The sequence below is a fragment of the Nocardia sp. NPDC058518 genome, from assembly GCF_042719655.1.
Lineage (GTDB): Bacteria > Actinomycetota > Actinomycetes > Mycobacteriales > Mycobacteriaceae > Nocardia.
This window is the reverse complement of record NZ_JBHXNJ010000001.1, coordinates 1,059,336-1,073,617: the sequence shown is the minus strand read 5'-3', so window position 1 is coordinate 1,073,617 and position 14,282 is coordinate 1,059,336. Positions and strand designations below refer to the sequence as shown.

General features: G+C 68.3%; 18 protein-coding genes. 9 read left to right on the top strand and 9 right to left on the bottom strand.

Annotated elements, in window-relative coordinates; all coding sequences use genetic code 11:
* Nucleotides 1–104 precede the first annotated feature (104 nt).
* The gene (locus tag ACFWPX_RS04720) at nucleotides 105–440 is read right to left on the bottom strand and encodes an RNA polymerase-binding protein RbpA (protein WP_067453486.1); all 336 of its coding nucleotides are present in this window, start codon (nucleotides 438–440) and stop codon (nucleotides 105–107) included.
* Between the two features lie 303 nt (nucleotides 441–743).
* On the opposite strand from ACFWPX_RS04720, the gene ACFWPX_RS04715 reads away from it, so the two are divergent.
* A complete protein-coding gene (locus ACFWPX_RS04715) occupies nucleotides 744–1,070 on the top strand; it encodes a hypothetical protein (protein WP_378914319.1) in 327 nt (108 codons plus the stop codon).
* A 73-nt stretch (nucleotides 1,071–1,143) separates the two neighbouring features.
* On the opposite strand, the gene ACFWPX_RS04710 is transcribed toward ACFWPX_RS04715, so the two are convergent.
* Both ACFWPX_RS04710 and ACFWPX_RS04705 read right to left on the bottom strand, forming a co-directional pair.
* Nucleotides 1,144–2,154 carry a hypothetical protein gene (locus ACFWPX_RS04710; RefSeq protein WP_378926056.1) on the bottom strand — a complete coding sequence of 337 codons (1,011 nt, stop codon included), beginning with the start codon at nucleotides 2,152–2,154 and terminating at the stop codon, nucleotides 1,144–1,146.
* A gap of 104 nt (nucleotides 2,155–2,258) precedes the next feature.
* Nucleotides 2,259–3,110, bottom strand: a complete 852-nt coding sequence (locus ACFWPX_RS04705) for an SDR family oxidoreductase (RefSeq protein ID WP_378926054.1) — start codon at nucleotides 3,108–3,110, stop codon at nucleotides 2,259–2,261.
* A 114-nt stretch (nucleotides 3,111–3,224) separates the two neighbouring features.
* On the opposite strand from ACFWPX_RS04705, the gene ACFWPX_RS04700 reads away from it, so the two are divergent.
* A complete protein-coding gene (locus ACFWPX_RS04700) occupies nucleotides 3,225–3,827 on the top strand; it encodes a TetR/AcrR family transcriptional regulator (RefSeq protein ID WP_378914316.1) in 603 nt (200 codons plus the stop codon).
* 50 nt (nucleotides 3,828–3,877) lie between these two features.
* Here ACFWPX_RS04700 and mqo read toward each other — a convergent pair whose 3' ends face one another.
* Nucleotides 3,878–5,320 carry a malate dehydrogenase (quinone) gene (gene mqo / locus ACFWPX_RS04695; protein WP_378926052.1) on the bottom strand — a complete coding sequence of 481 codons (1,443 nt, stop codon included), beginning with the start codon at nucleotides 5,318–5,320 and terminating at the stop codon, nucleotides 3,878–3,880.
* Between the two features lie 90 nt (nucleotides 5,321–5,410).
* Here mqo and ACFWPX_RS04690 point away from each other — a divergent pair, with 90 nt between their 5' ends.
* A complete protein-coding gene (locus ACFWPX_RS04690; RefSeq protein WP_378926050.1) occupies nucleotides 5,411–6,313 on the top strand; it encodes a LysR family transcriptional regulator in 903 nt (300 codons plus the stop codon).
* An 8-nt stretch (nucleotides 6,314–6,321) separates the two neighbouring features.
* Here the strand turns inward: ACFWPX_RS04690 and ACFWPX_RS04685 are convergent, their stop codons facing one another.
* Nucleotides 6,322–7,074: a M23 family metallopeptidase gene (locus tag ACFWPX_RS04685; protein WP_378926048.1), complete on the bottom strand. Its 753-nt coding sequence runs from the start codon at nucleotides 7,072–7,074 to the stop codon at nucleotides 6,322–6,324.
* 184 nt (nucleotides 7,075–7,258) lie between these two features.
* On the opposite strand from ACFWPX_RS04685, the gene ACFWPX_RS04680 reads away from it, so the two are divergent.
* Nucleotides 7,259–7,597: an ArsR/SmtB family transcription factor gene (locus ACFWPX_RS04680; protein ID WP_378914312.1), complete on the top strand. Its 339-nt coding sequence runs from the start codon at nucleotides 7,259–7,261 to the stop codon at nucleotides 7,595–7,597.
* Here the strand turns inward: ACFWPX_RS04680 and ACFWPX_RS04675 are convergent.
* Nucleotides 7,579–8,553: a glycosyltransferase family 9 protein gene (locus ACFWPX_RS04675; protein WP_378914329.1), complete on the bottom strand. Its 975-nt coding sequence runs from the start codon at nucleotides 8,551–8,553 to the stop codon at nucleotides 7,579–7,581. The genes ACFWPX_RS04680 and ACFWPX_RS04675 overlap by 19 nt on opposite strands.
* Nucleotides 8,554–8,714: 161 nt before the next feature.
* Between ACFWPX_RS04675 and ACFWPX_RS04670 the strand changes: the two genes are divergently transcribed.
* From ACFWPX_RS04670 to ACFWPX_RS04660, 3 genes are all read left to right on the top strand, one after another.
* Complete coding sequence (locus tag ACFWPX_RS04670) at nucleotides 8,715–9,299, top strand: HdeD family acid-resistance protein (protein WP_378914311.1); 585 nt, start codon at nucleotides 8,715–8,717, stop codon at nucleotides 9,297–9,299.
* A gap of 79 nt (nucleotides 9,300–9,378) precedes the next feature.
* Complete coding sequence (locus ACFWPX_RS04665) at nucleotides 9,379–9,729, top strand: hypothetical protein (protein WP_378914310.1); 351 nt, start codon at nucleotides 9,379–9,381, stop codon at nucleotides 9,727–9,729.
* Nucleotides 9,726–10,121, top strand: coding sequence for a VOC family protein (locus ACFWPX_RS04660; RefSeq protein WP_378914309.1), 396 nt, complete (start codon nucleotides 9,726–9,728; stop codon nucleotides 10,119–10,121). Before ACFWPX_RS04665 ends, ACFWPX_RS04660 begins: the two co-directional genes overlap by 4 nt.
* Here ACFWPX_RS04660 and ACFWPX_RS04655 read toward each other — a convergent pair whose 3' ends face one another.
* The 3 genes from ACFWPX_RS04655 to ACFWPX_RS04645 all read right to left on the bottom strand — a co-directional run bounded on the left by ACFWPX_RS04655 (nucleotide 10,122) and on the right by ACFWPX_RS04645 (nucleotide 13,106).
* A complete protein-coding gene (locus ACFWPX_RS04655) occupies nucleotides 10,122–10,922 on the bottom strand; it encodes a HugZ family protein (RefSeq protein WP_378926046.1) in 801 nt (266 codons plus the stop codon).
* Complete coding sequence (locus ACFWPX_RS04650) at nucleotides 10,919–12,175, bottom strand: lipase family alpha/beta hydrolase (protein ID WP_378914307.1); 1,257 nt, start codon at nucleotides 12,173–12,175, stop codon at nucleotides 10,919–10,921. Before ACFWPX_RS04650 ends, ACFWPX_RS04655 begins: the two co-directional genes overlap by 4 nt.
* 214 nt (nucleotides 12,176–12,389) lie before the next feature.
* Complete coding sequence (locus ACFWPX_RS04645) at nucleotides 12,390–13,106, bottom strand: metal-dependent hydrolase (RefSeq protein ID WP_378914306.1); 717 nt, start codon at nucleotides 13,104–13,106, stop codon at nucleotides 12,390–12,392.
* Nucleotides 13,107–13,215: 109 nt separating this feature from the next.
* On the opposite strand from ACFWPX_RS04645, the gene ACFWPX_RS04640 reads away from it, so the two are divergent.
* Nucleotides 13,216–13,629, top strand: coding sequence for a nitroreductase family deazaflavin-dependent oxidoreductase (locus tag ACFWPX_RS04640; RefSeq protein WP_378926044.1), 414 nt, complete (start codon nucleotides 13,216–13,218; stop codon nucleotides 13,627–13,629).
* A 57-nt stretch (nucleotides 13,630–13,686) separates the two neighbouring features.
* Nucleotides 13,687–14,142, top strand: a complete 456-nt coding sequence (locus ACFWPX_RS04635) for an SRPBCC family protein (RefSeq protein WP_378926042.1) — start codon at nucleotides 13,687–13,689, stop codon at nucleotides 14,140–14,142.
* Nucleotides 14,143–14,282: the final 140 nt, after the last annotated feature.

The following is a 14,282-nucleotide window of genomic DNA, read 5'->3' as shown; positions in this document are numbered from 1 at the left end:
CCTATTTACCCAATGTCCTATATTCTTTTTGGTTCACCAGGTAAACCCCTAGGCCCTCCTCCCCCTCGGGGTTTGGGGTAATTCGGCGTTCACACCTGCTACATCTACCCGCGACGACGGGTCTTCAGGAGGTCGAGGCGCTCCTTGAGCAGCTCCTCGAGCTCCTCCTTGCTGCGACGTTCCAGCAGCATGTCCCAGTGGGTGCGCGGCGGCTTGACCTTCTTGGTCTCCACGGAGGTGCCCTCCATGAGCTGACCTTCTTGGCCGTTGCGGCACAACCAGGTGGGCGGGATCTCCGCGTCGTCGGCGAACGGGACGTCGAACTCCTCACCGTTGTCGGTGCGGTAGCGGGCGATCCGGCGCGGGGCCAGGTCGTGGTCGCGATCGGTCTCGTAGCTCACCGCTCCGAGCCGGCTGCCCCGGAGTACGCGATCTGCCATGTGTGCTCCTGTATTTTTTGGCGGCCGGGGCCGCGGTTTTCGGCGCTGAACTCCGCCTCTTCCCTCCCTACGGGTACTCCTTCGTCGCACCCTTCGGTCAGTCCATCGGCGGAGGCGCGCCGAAAACAGGTCTTGGTACTACTTCAACGCACGGGAAGTCTGAACTGTTCCATTGTAGTCGCAGGGCGTTAGCGGCCGAGCTACCCCCGAATCGGTGCCGACGGGAGGTCGGTATCGAGAGGGTGCCCGCTGAGCGAGACCTGAACCGGCGAATCGCGCCGCGGGCCGATAGGGTTTCCGATCATGTCGCGCAGTCGCCTGCTGTCCTGCCTGTGGTGCGGGCGGGAGATCGTGGATTCGGAGTCGGGTCGGCGTCGCCGTTATTGCCGCCAGTCGTGTCGCCAACGTGCCTATGAGCACCGCAGCAGTCTCAAGGGGACCGGGATCCCCGAGGACGCGGTGGTGCTGACGGCGCAGGAGGCCGCCGATCTCGCCGATCGGTGGTTCGCGGCGCGGTGTGCGGCCGAGGACGTGGCGACGGCGGTGGGGGAGGGGGCCTCACCGGCGGAGCTGGCGGAGTTGAGCGCGACGCTGGTGCAGTTGGCTCGGGAAGCTGAACGGCTTCGCTGAATGCGCGAAACCCCGTGTTTCCCACGGTAAGTCGGTGGGGAACACGGGGTCTCGGCATGCGGCGACCAGAGCGCTAGGTCGACAACGCCTCTCGGGCACGCAGGTACACGGCCGTGACGCCCCCTGCGACGAAGAGCACGAGGCCCGTGGCGGCACCGGCGGTCGCGAGGTCGGGGCTGGTGAGGGCCTGACCGCGCAGCGCCTGCCAGGCCACGAGCGTGAGCAAGCCGAAGTAGCCGAGGACGGCCACCACGAGCAGGGCCGCGCGGGTCGTTTCGGTGCGCAACCAGGGGTAACGAGGCGCGAGGGCGACCAAGACGACGGCCAGCAGGAGCAGAACCTGGATGCCGTGCAAGCCGACGAAGTGCGGGATGCGCAGGTCGCCGCCGATCGTGCTCCAGTGGGTGATCGGCATGCCCGCCGCACTGTCACGTGCTGAATCGCCGGGCCGCACCGTGTGCCCTGCTACCAGCCCCACCACGGTGCCGTCGGACTGGCGGACGAGCTGCGGCCCGGTGAACCCCATCAGATACCCGAGCGCCATCCCGGTCACCGCCAGCCACAGCCCCGCCTTCAACGCGATCCGGGTGGGCCGGTCGGCCAGTTTCTGCCAGGAAATGATCACCGCCAGGACAAGATTGGCGAGGAACAATCCGGGCACACCGGAGGCGAACACCTGTTGCCCGATCTCGTTGACCGGGTCGGTGGAGTCGTTGAAATGGCTGAACGTCCCGCGTGCCGCTTGTACCGCGATGAACCCCACATCGACGACCCCGGTGATCGCGAAGACCGTGCCCAGCCACCAGGTGGCCCGGCGCCCGCGATGCGGCAGCCGCAGAATCCACGCCAGGGTCACGCCGTAGAGGGCGAAGGCGAGGCCGAACTTGGCCGGCTTGAGCCACACCGACTCGCCGAGCAGCAGCCGGTCGTCCACCACCATCCCGACCATCGACACCACGACCAGCGCGGCCATGAGCGCCGAGTTCACCAGCAGCGGGCCGTGCCAGGGTGCGCGGTCGGTGCCATCGCGCGCGGTGTGGAATCCGATGCGGGACAGCGTGTGGGTGAGGTCGATCGTCGCCATGAACCGAAGGTAGAAATCCGGTGCGCCACAGCACGTCCCGCTGCGGAACGGTTCGGCTCCGATACCCGGGTACGGGTCGGCCTACCCGGGTTCTAGGGGTTGTCTCAGATCCCCATGCGCCAGATGGCGGCATCGACCGCGCGGGGTGAGACGAGCGCGAGTGCCTGCAGGACCCGGGTGTAGGTCGGGTACAGCTCGACCGGGCGGGTCCGGATCGCGGTGGTGATCCAGTCGGCGGCCTCCTCTGCCGACAGTGCCGCCGCGTCGGCGTATTTGCCGGTGGGCGCGATCATCTCCGTGCGTACCAGCGGATAGCCGATCGTGGTGACGTGCACGCCGCGGCGCCTGGTCTCGGCGCCGAGACTGCGTCCGAACGCGCCGAGCGCCGCCTTCGACGCGTGATAGGCGGTGAACAGCGGCATCGATCCGGCAGCCACACCCCACGTGGCGACATTGACGATGTGCCCGGTGCCCGCGTCGAGCATCGACGGCAGGAGCCCCATCGTGAGCCGCGTCGCCCCGAAGTAGTTCAGCGCCATGGTGCGCTCGTAATCGTGGAACCGGTCGGTGGTGTCGGCGGCGCCGCGGCGGATCGAACGGCCCGCGTTGTTCACCAGCACGTCGACGGTCCCGAACTGCTCGAGCAGGGCTTCGGCCAGCGCGTCGTTCTGCTCGGCGTCGGCGAGGTCGCAGGTGATCATCTCGGCATCGCCGCCTTCGGCGCGGACCGCGTCGCGTACCTCGGCCAGCGGCTCTGCACTCCTGGCGACGAGAACCACCCGCGCCCCCTCCCGGCCGAGAGCATGCGCGGCGGCTTTACCGACGCCCGACGAGGCTCCCGTCAGCACCACGGTCTTCCCCGCGATCTCCTGTCGCTCGGCACGGACCAATCGCGCGAGCAGGCCGGGGAGTGCGGGCGGGTTGAGCAGCACCGATTGTGCGGCTTCGGCGAACACAGGGTCTCCTGTCGAGTCGAGCGGCGGGGACGAACAGTTAATTTACCGAATAGTAAATTACAAAGTGACCAATTGGGTGTCAACCGGCGCGGGCGCGAATGGTTGGATGGCTGGGTGAGCACAGCCGGTACCAAGGGCGTCCCGCGTCCCCAGCGCGAACAGCAGATCCTCGACGCGGCCGTCGCCGAGATCGGCCGCGTGGGTTACGCGGGGCTGTCCCTCGCCGACGTCGCGCAGCGCGCCGGTGTGTCCAAGCCGCTGGTCTACACCTACTTCCAGTCCAAGGACGGGATCTACATCACCTGCGTGGACCGGGCGGCGGCGGTCCTGTTCGACGCGATCGAATCCGCCATCGCCGGAGCGGGTGGTCTCAGCAAGGCCGAACGTACCCTCGACGCGATCTTCGTCGCGCTGGAACCGCGCCCGCACGACTGGACCGTGCTCTTCGACCGTTCCCACCCCGACGACGGACCCGCCGCCGAGGCCGTCCGCGCCGCGCGTCGCCGGATCGCCGCCCAAGCCGCCCGCGGTGTCGCCGACGCCATCGGTGCTGTCGACCTCACCGACCCCACCGACCTGTCCGCGCTGACCGACGTCTGGATGGGTGCGGTCACCTCGCTGGTCCTGTGGTGGTTGCGCCACCCCGATCAGACGGCCGCCGAGATGACCGCGCGCAGTCACCGCCTGATCGGCGCCGTCCTGACAGCCCCACGGTGATCCGCACCTCGGCTTGGTCCGGGGTGCGGATTCGCTTGTCCAGCAGTCGTTTACGAGGCGAACTCGGTGGTCGATCCGGTAGTCGGGAGCAGTTCCGCGAGCACCGGGGCCCACTCGTATCGACGTTCGGGGAAGCAGCGCTCGAGCAGGTCACGCATGATCGACGGTGCGATGGAGGCGCCGGGGGAGGCGCCGAGCAACCCGGCGATGCTGCCGTCGGCACCCGTGACCAGTTCGGTGCCGAATTCGAGTACTCCGCCGCGCCGGCGATCGGGCTTCACCAGCTGGGCGCGCTGCCCGGCCTGGACCAAGGTCCAGTCGGCGGGGTCGGCGGTCGGGTAGAAGCGTTGGAGCTGGGCGAACTTGCGCCGGGGCGAGGCCAGTAGTTCGGTGACGAAGTAGCGGACCAGATCGACATTCCGCAGGCCGACCGCGATCAGCGGGACGATATTGTGCGGGCGCAGCGTGGTGAACAGATCGGTGAGTCTGCCGTGGCGCAGCAGGCGGGTGCTGAAGGTGGCATAGGGGCCGAACAGCAAGGCGCCCGCTCCGTCGACCTCGCGACGATCCAGATGCGGCACCGACATCGGCGGCGCGCCCAGCGCGGCCTGGCTGTAGACCTTGGCGTGATGCTCGGCAACGACCTCGGGATTGTCGGTCCGCAGGAACTGCGCACCCAGCGGGAACACCCCGTACCCCCGCACCTCGGGCAGACCCGCCCGCTGCAACAGCCGCAACGCGTATCCGCCCGCGCCGACGAACACGAACCTGGCTCGCACCTGGAACCGCCGTCCACTGTCGAGATCGCGCCCGCGCACGGTCCACAGCCCGTCCTTGCCGCGCGTGAGCCCGGTGATCTCGCGATGCATCCGGACCGCATTGCCCGCGGCGCGCACCGTCGACAACAACGACCTGGTCAGCGCGCCGAAGTCGACATCGGTGCCCGCGACGTGCCGGGTGGCCGCCATCGCGTCGCCGTCGGCCCGACCGCGCACGAGCAGTGGCGCCCAGCCGGCTATCACCGCAGGGTCCTCGGTGTACTCCATCTGCGCGAACGCGGGCTGTTCGCGCAGCGTCGCGTACCGCTGCCGCAGGTAGGCGATATCGTGCTCGCCGAACACCGCCGTGACGTGCGGTGTCGGGGTGAGGAACGTGGCAGGCTCGAGCTCGCCGCGGTGGGCCAGTGCGGACCAGAACCGGCGCGAGAGCGCGAACTGGTCGGCGATTCCCGCCGCCTTGGCGCCGTCGCTCGGGTCGGGCATGTAGTTGAGCTCGCACAGGCCGGAGTGCCCCGTGCCCGCGTTGTTCCACGGATGACTGCTCTCGGCCGCCGGTTCGCCGAGTCGCTCGAACAGCGCGATCGACCAGTCCGGCGCGAGAGTGCTCAGCAGGGCCCCGAGTGTGGCCGACATGATGCCGCCACCGATCAGTACCGCGTCGAGAATGTCTTCGCCACCGCCGGATCCAGGCCGAGTAGGTGTGGTGTCGTTCATCGTCGAACCTCCCGTGAGCTGTGTACCGCTATCGTCACGCCGGAAGTAGTGATCCGTCCAACACGGAATCGCCCAATATATGATCCGGATATGGATGATTCACCGGAGTCGGGAGCGCAGGCGCTGGCTCCGCTGCTGTCCGCCTTCGACGCGGCCGCCGAAGAAGGTCACTTCACCCGGGCCGCCCAGCGGCTCGGCGTCCCGCAGTCCTCGCTCAGCCGCCGCATCAAGACAATGGAGCAGCTACTCGGTGTGAGCTTGTTCCAGCCGGTCGGGCGCGGGGTCGCACTCACCCCGCAGGGCCGTGACCTCTATGAACGCACACGCGGACTGGTGCGCGCACTCGACGACGCGGTGCATCGGGTGCGTGCCGACGCCGACCCCGACAGCGGGCTGGTGCGTTTCGGGTTCCCGCTCACGCTGGGCCCGGTCAGTATTCCCTCGCTGCTCGCGCAGTTCCACACCCGCGCGCCGCGGATCCGGTTGCACCTGGTCCAGGCACACGGCGAGGCGCTGGCCGAGCAGGTGCGCGACGGCAGGCTCGACCTCGCGGTGATGATCCCGCCGCCCTCCGACCTGCCGACGGTCGACCTCGGACGTCAGCGCATCGACCTACACGTCTCGCGCGCGCATCCGCTGGCCCGGCGCACCCACATCGACCTCGCGGAACTGGCCGACGAGGCGTTCATCGCGAACCCGCCCAGCTATCAGCTGCGCACACTGCTCGACACCTGGTGTGCCGCAGTGGGTTTCACGCCGCGAGTGGTGTTCGAGATCACCGAGTTCGAAACCCTGCGCGCACTGGTCGCGCTCGGGCAGGGGGTCGCGCTGCTGCCCGCCGCCGAGGTCGCGAACCCCGACCTGGCGGTGATACCCATCGATGGCGAACGCGACCGCGAGGTCGGTCTGGTCTCGGGAGACCATGACTCGACGCTCGCGGTCGCGCGGCTTCGGGAATTTCTGATCGCGCGCCGGGCGGCGATCAGTGGATGAGCAAGGTATCAGTCCTGGGCAACGCCGGCATCGATGCCACGCGCGGCGAGCCACGGGTGCGGATCGATCGGGGCGCCGTAGAGCGAGCCGTCCTGCACGTGCACCTCGTAGTGCAGGTGGGGGCCGGTGGAGTTACCACGGTTACCGACGGTGGCGATGGTCTCACCGGCGCTGACGTGCTGACCCACCTGAACCAGGATGTCGTTCACGTGGCCGAACACACCGATGGTGCCGTCATCCTGCTGGACGCGGACCCACAGGCCGAAGCCCGAAGCCGGACCGGCCTCGATCACGGTACCGTCGGTGACGGCGAAGATGGGTGCGCCGATCGGGTCACCGAAGTCGATGCCGTTGTGCGCGGTGCCCCAGCGGGCGCCGTAGTAGGAGGTCAGCCTGCCGTTGACCGGGCGAACGGTCTGCGGGCGCGGCGGCGGCGGGGGAGCGATGGTCGGCAGCGGCGGCAGCTCGAGGCCAACCGCTTCGCGGTGCTCCTCCCACGCGATCGGGGCGGACGCGGGGGTCTCGGCCTTGGCCTCAGCGGGGGTGTACGCGGTGAAGCGGTACGGCGACTGGCCGGTGTTGATGGCCTCGGTGGCATCCGCGGCGATCGTGGTAGTGGGGACAGGGCTCTCGGGCTCACTGAAAGTGGCGACGGAGGTACCCACGAGTGCGGACAAAGCCACCGCACCCGCGACCACGCCTCCCCAACGACCTGCGAAGGCGTCGGAGACTCGAGCAGATAACGGGTTGGTCACGAACATGGTTATGAACGTAGCTAAACCGTAACCTTCGCGGCCAATCCTGTGGCCGCGATCACGAAGCGCTATAACCCCAGTTGATCTATAACAATACTCTAACGAATAGCCGACATCCTTGGACTCACCGGGTGAAATTCCCCTGGTCAAGATCGTTGCCGAAATTCCGCATCCCGGGGACACTGATTCAGTGGTCGCTAACGGAGTCCGTGCCATCACGGCGTTGTCCGATCCCACCCGGCGCGCGATCTTCGAATCGTTGCCGCAGGGTCCTCGCTCGGTGGCCGACCTTGCCGCCGCCACCGGAATCACCAGCTCAGCCGCGTCGCAGCACCTGCGCGTCCTGCGGGAAGCCCACCTCGTCCGTATGCGCCGCGACGGGAACAGACACCTCTACTCCCTCGACCCCCGCGGCCTCAACGACGCCCGCGACTACCTCGACAAGTACTGGCCCAGCGCCCTGGCGGCCCACGCCGCCGCGCTGCGCGATGCGGCCGGTGCCGACCCGGCTCAGCCCACCCGGCGGTAGCGAGACCTGCCGGATTCGGCCCAGGCCTGCTTGTCCAGCTGCATATCGACCGCCGAGATCACCTCGGGCACCCCGATCCGCAGCAAGCCGGGGTCGGGCGACAGGCCGTCCGGATCGCCGACCTGTCCGGCCCACAGCACCGCATGCCTGCCGAGCAGGTGTGCGGGCGGGCCGCCACGGCGCGGCGGCGTCGGACCGAACAGCAGGACCGTGCGGGTGCCGAACGCCGTCGCCAGATGCGCGACACCGGTATCACCGCTGATCACGAGGGCCGCCTCGGCCACCGTCGCCGCGAGATCGGTGAGGTTCTGCCGACCCGCGAGGACCCGGTCGTCGGGCAAGCCTGCCTGCGCGGCCACCTGTCGGGCGATGTCGTGCTCGAACGGGTCGCCGGTGAGCACCACGTCGCGGCCGAGCACCAGCAGGTGGCGCACCACCGCGGCGAACCGCTCCGGCGGCCACCGGCGCGCGGGCGCACCCGCACCGATGTGGACGACGATGCAATCGCGACGGCTGATGGAGGCGACCGGCGGCACCAACCCGAGGTTGCGCCGATCCGCGTCGATGCCCTCGCCCTCGAGCAGCCGGCACCACCGGTCGACCACGTGCGCGTCGGGATCCCAGCGCGGACCGGCGAGCTTGGGTAAGGCGGGCGTGCGATGACCGATGATTCGCGCGGCCCCGGTATCGGCCAGTGCTCGCGCGCTGGCGCCGTCGGGGCCGTGCAGGTTCACCGCCAATTCGGGCGCGGGACCATCCCAGATCAAGGCGGCCGGATCAGCGGTGGCGACGAGTTCGTCGACCGAGGAGATCAGGTCGACGATCTGCTCCAGCCGATGTGGCGCAGCCAGGACGATCCGGCGCTGTGGTTCGGCCCGGCGCAGGGCACGCAGAGCCGGGACCGCGGCGAGAAGCTCACCGAGGCCCCGAGCTTGCAGCACGAGTACAACCGACACATTCTTCATCTACCCGAGACTGTCGCCGACCAAACTTTCGCGAGGGCAACGATGTGGCGGCCCGCCTCCGGGCTCACTCACCGGGCCGTACCCGATCGCGACACGGTGACAGCTCCAGCTATTTTCCGGAAAACCGGAGCGAGCAGGCATAACATCTCGTTATGACGACAAATACCGTGTTGGGGAGCCCGTTCACGGCTCTTGCCAAGAAGACCTGGCAAACAATTCTGGTCACCGGCCTCCTCGCGGTGATCCTCGGGATCATCGTGCTGGTGTGGCCCGGTCCGTCGCTGCTCGTGGCGGGCATTCTGTTCGGTATCTACATGGTTGTCAGCGGTATCTTCCAGCTCATCGCCGCCTTCACCCATCTGCCGAGCACGAGCTTTCGCGTGTTGTCCTTCATCAGTGGTGTGCTGTCGCTGATCATCGGTGTGTTCTGCTTCCGCGACGACCTCGCCTCGATCGTGCTGCTGGGGCTGTGGATCGGTATCAGCTGGCTGTTCCGCGGCGTCGCCGTGCTGTTCTCCGCGCTCTCGGAGTCGGGCGTGCCCGGCCGCGGCTGGCAGATCTTCTACGGCATCGTCAGCGCGCTGGCCGGTGTCATCCTGATCGTGTGGCCGATCACGTCGCTCGCCACCCTGGTCTGGGTCGTCGGCATCTTCCTGATCATCATCGGTGTCATGGAAGTCATCACCGCCTTCGGCGTCAAGAAGGACGCGCACCTGCTGGACCAGCAGGTGGGCTGACCTCCCCACGGAAAGTTCGTCTGAACCGGCCGGTGCCTTCGGGCACCGGCCGCTTTCGTCTGAACTACGCTTCGCATCCATGGAATTCGTCTACAACGTGGTGGTCGTCAGCCATCTGCTCGGCATGGCCGCGGTGGTCGGTGGCTACGTCGCGTCGCGTCCGGTGGTGTCGGAGCTGATGGTGTGGGGTGCTCGGGCGCAGTTGATCACCGGGGTGATCCTGGCCGGGATGGCTTCGGGCATCGACTCGCTCGACAAGGAACCGGATACGACGAAGCTGGCGGTGAAGCTGGCTGTCTCGGTCGCGGTGGCCGCGTTCGCGGAAATGGGCAGGGGCGATGCGAAGCGGGGCAAGCAGATCGACTGGATGACCGACGCCGCCGGTGGCCTCGCGATCGCGAACGTGCTGGTCGCCGTCCTGTGGACGTGACCGCCGTGCAATTTCTCGGCATCCACCACATCGCGATCATCGCCACCGACTACGCCCGCTCGAAAGGCTTCTATACCGAAATCCTCGGCGGCACCGTTCTCGCGGAGAACTACCGGGCCGATCGCGATTCGTGGAAGCTCGACATCGAGCTGCCCGGCGGGGTTCGCATCGAACTGTTCTCGTTCCCCGACCCGCCCGCACGCCCGAGCAGGCCGGAAGCGGCGGGCTTGCGGCACCTGGCGCTGGCGGTCGCGAGTGTGCCCGCCGCCCTGCGCGAGCTGCGGGCGCGGGGCGTCCGGACCGAGGAACTGCGCACCGATGAACACACCGGCAAGCAGATGGCCTTCTTCTTCGATCCGGACGACCTGCCGCTCGAGCTGTACGAGGCCTGATCAGTCCGTCGCGCGGGCCCGTCGAGCCAATTCGACCGTCGCCGCGCGCAATTGGCTGATCTCCGACAGCGGCGCGGCGTAGCCGACCCTGGTACGAGCCACTCCGCGTGGGGATTCCACGCGCAGGTCGAGGCCGTAGCGGTCGGCGCGCTCGCAGGTGGCGGCGATGGCGTCGGGGAACCCACCCAGCTGCTGCGCCATCGCCAGCAGCGCTTCGGCGTGGTCGGCGTTGAGGTGCGCGATGCCGGGCCCGGCGTGCGCGACGATCGGGTCCGGCTGTGCGGCAAGGTACTCGGCGGCCGAAGCCGAATCCATCCGGCCGTAGCCACCGACCCAGCGCACCCGTTCGATCCGCAGCACCCACAGCGTGAAGTCGCTGTAGTCGATGTAGTACTTGGCCGCCGGGATCGCCGCCAGGTGGGCCGCGCGGGCCGCTTCGGCTTCGGCGCCGGTCGGCCGTTCCACGAAACCCGCGAGGGTGATCCGGGTGCCTGCCAGGGGATCTGCCGGGATATCGGGCGTGACGATCGCGATGCTGGCGCGCGGATCGGCGGCCAGGTTGCGGCCGTGTTCGGCCAGGCGCGACACGCTCAGCACCGGAGCGCCGTCGAGCAATCCGTAGGTGATGAACGACGCCCAGGGTGCGCCGTCGGCGGTGAGGCTGGCCAGCGTGCCGGTATTGGTGCCCGCCGCGATCGTTCGGGCTTCTTCGGCCGGCGAGGGGCGGGCCTCGTTGGCCAGGGGAGCGGTCGGCAGCGGAATGGCAGGTGCGTCGCCCGGGTCGCCGTGGTCGAGAGTCATGGCCACAGCGTATCCACCTGACGCGGGCGGCGGGGCATGCTCGTCAACCAACTGTGCAGCGCCTCGTAGACAGCGTCGTGATTGAGCAGGCTGAAGTGGTTCGCCGCGGGGATGTGCAGGCCGTTGACCGCGTCGAAATCGAGGCGCCTGGTCCGCCCGCGCCCCGACCCGCTTCCGCTGAGAACCATGCCGTCGCCGATGATCACGCCGAGTGGATGTCTCGGGCTGTGGGTGATCGTCGTGGTGACGAAGTAGTGATCGACACCGGGGAGCAGCGGCACTTCCTTGACCGCTCGCGCGCGCAGGGTGTTCACGTCGAGATCGCGCCAGTCCTCGTCGACCAGCGAACCCTGCCGCAGGTCCCGGATGCCGGCGCTGCGCCTGCGCAGCAGTGTGCTCAGCGGCCGGGTCTCTGGCAGCAGTTCGAGTGCGGCCGAAGCGAAGTGCACGAACTGTTCGAGCGGCGCACCGTGGTGTGGTGAACCCAGGCACACCACCTGCCGCACCGATCGCACCCACGCCTGCCCCGTCTCCTCGGCCTGATGGCACGCACTGCGCATGACCAGCCCGCCCATCGAGTGTCCGATCAGGCAGATCTCGTGCACCGGCATCGGCCAGCTGTCGACCAGGCGGGTCAGCAGATCGCTGAGCTGAGCGGCGTTCTCGGAGATGTGCAGGCCGGAATTGAAGCGGACGAAGACCGGGGTGTAGCCGAGGTCGTCTTCGAGGCGCTCGCCGTAGGTGGGGCGGTTACCGAGGCGCCAGGCGTGTTCGGTCTCCACGAGTCCGTGCAGGAGCACGACGAGCCGGGTCGTCGGCACCGGGACATGGGCGGCGAACTGTTCGGGCGGGACCGGGACACCATCGATGCGAAAGGTCATGGGGGAGGCGAGGATCGGGGTCTCGTCTTCCAGCGAGTCACCGATCAGCCCTTGGATCGCGGCCAGTACGCCTGCGCCCCATACGGTGCGCGACGGTGCGGTGAGGCCGGGCAGCTGGACCGCGCTCGCGACCTCGCCGACGACGAAGCCGGTGCCGCTGACGGCCGCGTACACGCCATCGGTGATGGCGTCGTGCACGATCTTCACCGGAGCCGCCGCGGGTCCGACGCCTAACCGCACCGCCGCGAAGACTCGATCGGAGATGGCGCGGTGGATGGCCGCGATCCCGTCGACCGCGCCGACGAACTCGTCACCGGCGAGCCGTGTGAGCGCCTGTACTTCGGCCTGGGATTGGGGGAGCTGCTCCGTCACAGGCTTGAGAGTACAACTGTGCACTGAAAGGTGTTGAGTTCGGGGCAGCTTCGAGACCTGCGACGATGCCCGGCCGTCAGGTCTGGGGAAGATCACAAAGAACATCGTGATACTGCGATATGCGCATTCAACCATGTGTTTGGCACAGGCTGACAAAGAAGAACCGGCTGCGCCGGCGGGCTCGGGACGGCGGGGGTTCCCGCCGTCCCGGTGATCACGGCCTGTTCATGATCGCGTACCAGAGCGCGCCCATCGTGCCGAGCACGAACAGGGGAGAGATCACCCAGGTCTCGACCCGGTTCCCGGTCCGCTCGATCAGCGGCACCCGGGTGCGCAACGGAAACGGCCACAGCAATCGGCAGCCCCGATCTGTCAGGCAGTCACCGAGCAGGTGGGCCAGACATCCCAGGCCGACGCAGATCGGGAGCCACACGGGCCGGTCGACGATCCAGTGATCGACAGCGAACGTCCCCGCCGTCGCCAGCACGATCACCGTCCCGTAGGTCCGCACACTCTTCCCCGGCGGGCACAGGTGCAGCGACCGCACCGCCAGCGCGAGCAGGAAGAACACCAGGCCGAGCGTGAACGGCCGACCGAGATAGTGCTCGCCCGCCCAGGTCGCCGCGACCGCGACGACGACGAACAGCAGTGAATGGGTCCCGTGTCGATGTCCACCCGACACCCAGGAGATCAACCGGCACAGGTGATGGGACACCGGGCCGAGCACGTGCGAGATGGTGCCGCTGGGGTGATCCGCGTCCGGCAGCAGCGCGGCACCCGCGGTGAGCAGCGTGCCCATGATGAGTTCGGCGATGCCGAATCGCGTTGTGTCGCTGTCGAACAGGGGGAAAGCGGCGACCGTGAGTGGTAGCGCGGCGGCTGTACCGGCCCAGGCCAGCGCCCCACTCGTCGCATGTGAATGTCCTAGCACCCCGCAACGTTAGAGTACGTCACGACTTCGGCGCATATGCCGTGGACAGCGCTGGAATGCGGGGCGCGCCTGGATCGTTGGGGCAGGGGAGCTACCCAACGAGAGGACCATGATGAACGCTTTCAACGACCAGGTGATCGCCGAGTTCCGCGCCAACGAAGGCCGCGTCGGTGGCATGTTCGAAGGCAACGACGCCATGGTGATCATCACCACCACCGGCGCGAAGTCCGGGCGCGCGATCACCAATCCGCTGGTATTCCTGCCCGACGGGGACCGGATCGTGCTGATCGCCTCCAACGGTGGCGCCGACAAACACCCGGCCTGGTACCACAACCTCGTCGCCGACCCGGAACTCACCCTGGAGGTGGGGACCGAAACCTACCGGGGCAAGGCCGAACTCGTCGCGGATCCCGAGCGCACCGCCCTCTACGACCGGATGGTCGAGCGGTTGCCCGGCTTCGCCGAGTACCGCGACAACACCAGCCGCGAGATCCCCGTCTTCGCGGTGTACCGAACGAGTTAACAGCGCGCTCGAGCGGAATGGTTGCCGGGGTGGGTGAGCTGCTGGTTCTATCGCCCGGTGACCGAAACCATCGACGTGCCACGCATTGTCCACGCCTCCCGCGACATCGCGGCGAGCACCGCCGCGATCTTCGACCTGATCGCTGATCCCGAGCAGCAGCCGCGCTGGGACGGCAACGACAACCTCGCGCAGGCGAGCGCGGGCCAGCGGGTGCGCGCCGTCGGTGACGTGTTCACCACGACGCTGACCAACGGTGCCGACCGCGACAACCACATCGTCGAGTTCGAGGAGGGGCGCCGCATCGCGTGGAACCCGTCCGAGCGTGACAAGACCCCGCCCGGACACCTGTGGCGCTGGGAACTCGAGCCGATCGACGAGACCCACACCCGGGTGACCCACACCTACGACTGGACCGCACTGCACGACGAGCTGCGTCAGGTGCGGGCCAAGGCCACCACCGCCGACAAGCTCCAGGCGTCGGTGGACCGGCTGGCCGAGCTCGCCGAGTCCTGACGAGAGCGAAAAAACCCGCCACCCCCCCGGCGCCCCCCCACCCCGCGCTGTACCCCTTGGCCCCCGGCAAGACCACCCTCCGCCCCCCCCCCCACCACCCCCCCACCGGCCGCCGCCGGGTGATCGGCTCCTTCCTGCAC

Excerpts from the sequence above, each read along its gene's own strand:
- ACFWPX_RS04720 (WP_067453486.1), bottom strand. The coding sequence starts at position 440 with ATGGCAGATCGCGTACTCCGGGGCAGCCGGCTCGGAGCGGTGAGCTAC.
- ACFWPX_RS04715 (WP_378914319.1), top strand. The coding sequence starts at position 744 with ATGTCGCGCAGTCGCCTGCTGTCCTGCCTGTGGTGCGGGCGGGAGATC.
- ACFWPX_RS04710 (WP_378926056.1), bottom strand. The coding sequence starts at position 2,154 with ATGGCGACGATCGACCTCACCCACACGCTGTCCCGCATCGGATTCCAC.
- mqo (WP_378926052.1), bottom strand. The coding sequence starts at position 5,320 with ATGAACGACACCACACCTACTCGGCCTGGATCCGGCGGTGGCGAAGAC.
- ACFWPX_RS04690 (WP_378926050.1), top strand. The coding sequence starts at position 5,411 with ATGGATGATTCACCGGAGTCGGGAGCGCAGGCGCTGGCTCCGCTGCTG.
- ACFWPX_RS04685 (WP_378926048.1), bottom strand. The coding sequence starts at position 7,074 with ATGTTCGTGACCAACCCGTTATCTGCTCGAGTCTCCGACGCCTTCGCA.
- ACFWPX_RS04670 (WP_378914311.1), top strand. The coding sequence starts at position 8,715 with ATGACGACAAATACCGTGTTGGGGAGCCCGTTCACGGCTCTTGCCAAG.
- ACFWPX_RS04665 (WP_378914310.1), top strand. The coding sequence starts at position 9,379 with ATGGAATTCGTCTACAACGTGGTGGTCGTCAGCCATCTGCTCGGCATG.
- ACFWPX_RS04655 (WP_378926046.1), bottom strand. The coding sequence starts at position 10,922 with ATGACTCTCGACCACGGCGACCCGGGCGACGCACCTGCCATTCCGCTG.
- ACFWPX_RS04640 (WP_378926044.1), top strand. The coding sequence starts at position 13,216 with ATGATGAACGCTTTCAACGACCAGGTGATCGCCGAGTTCCGCGCCAAC.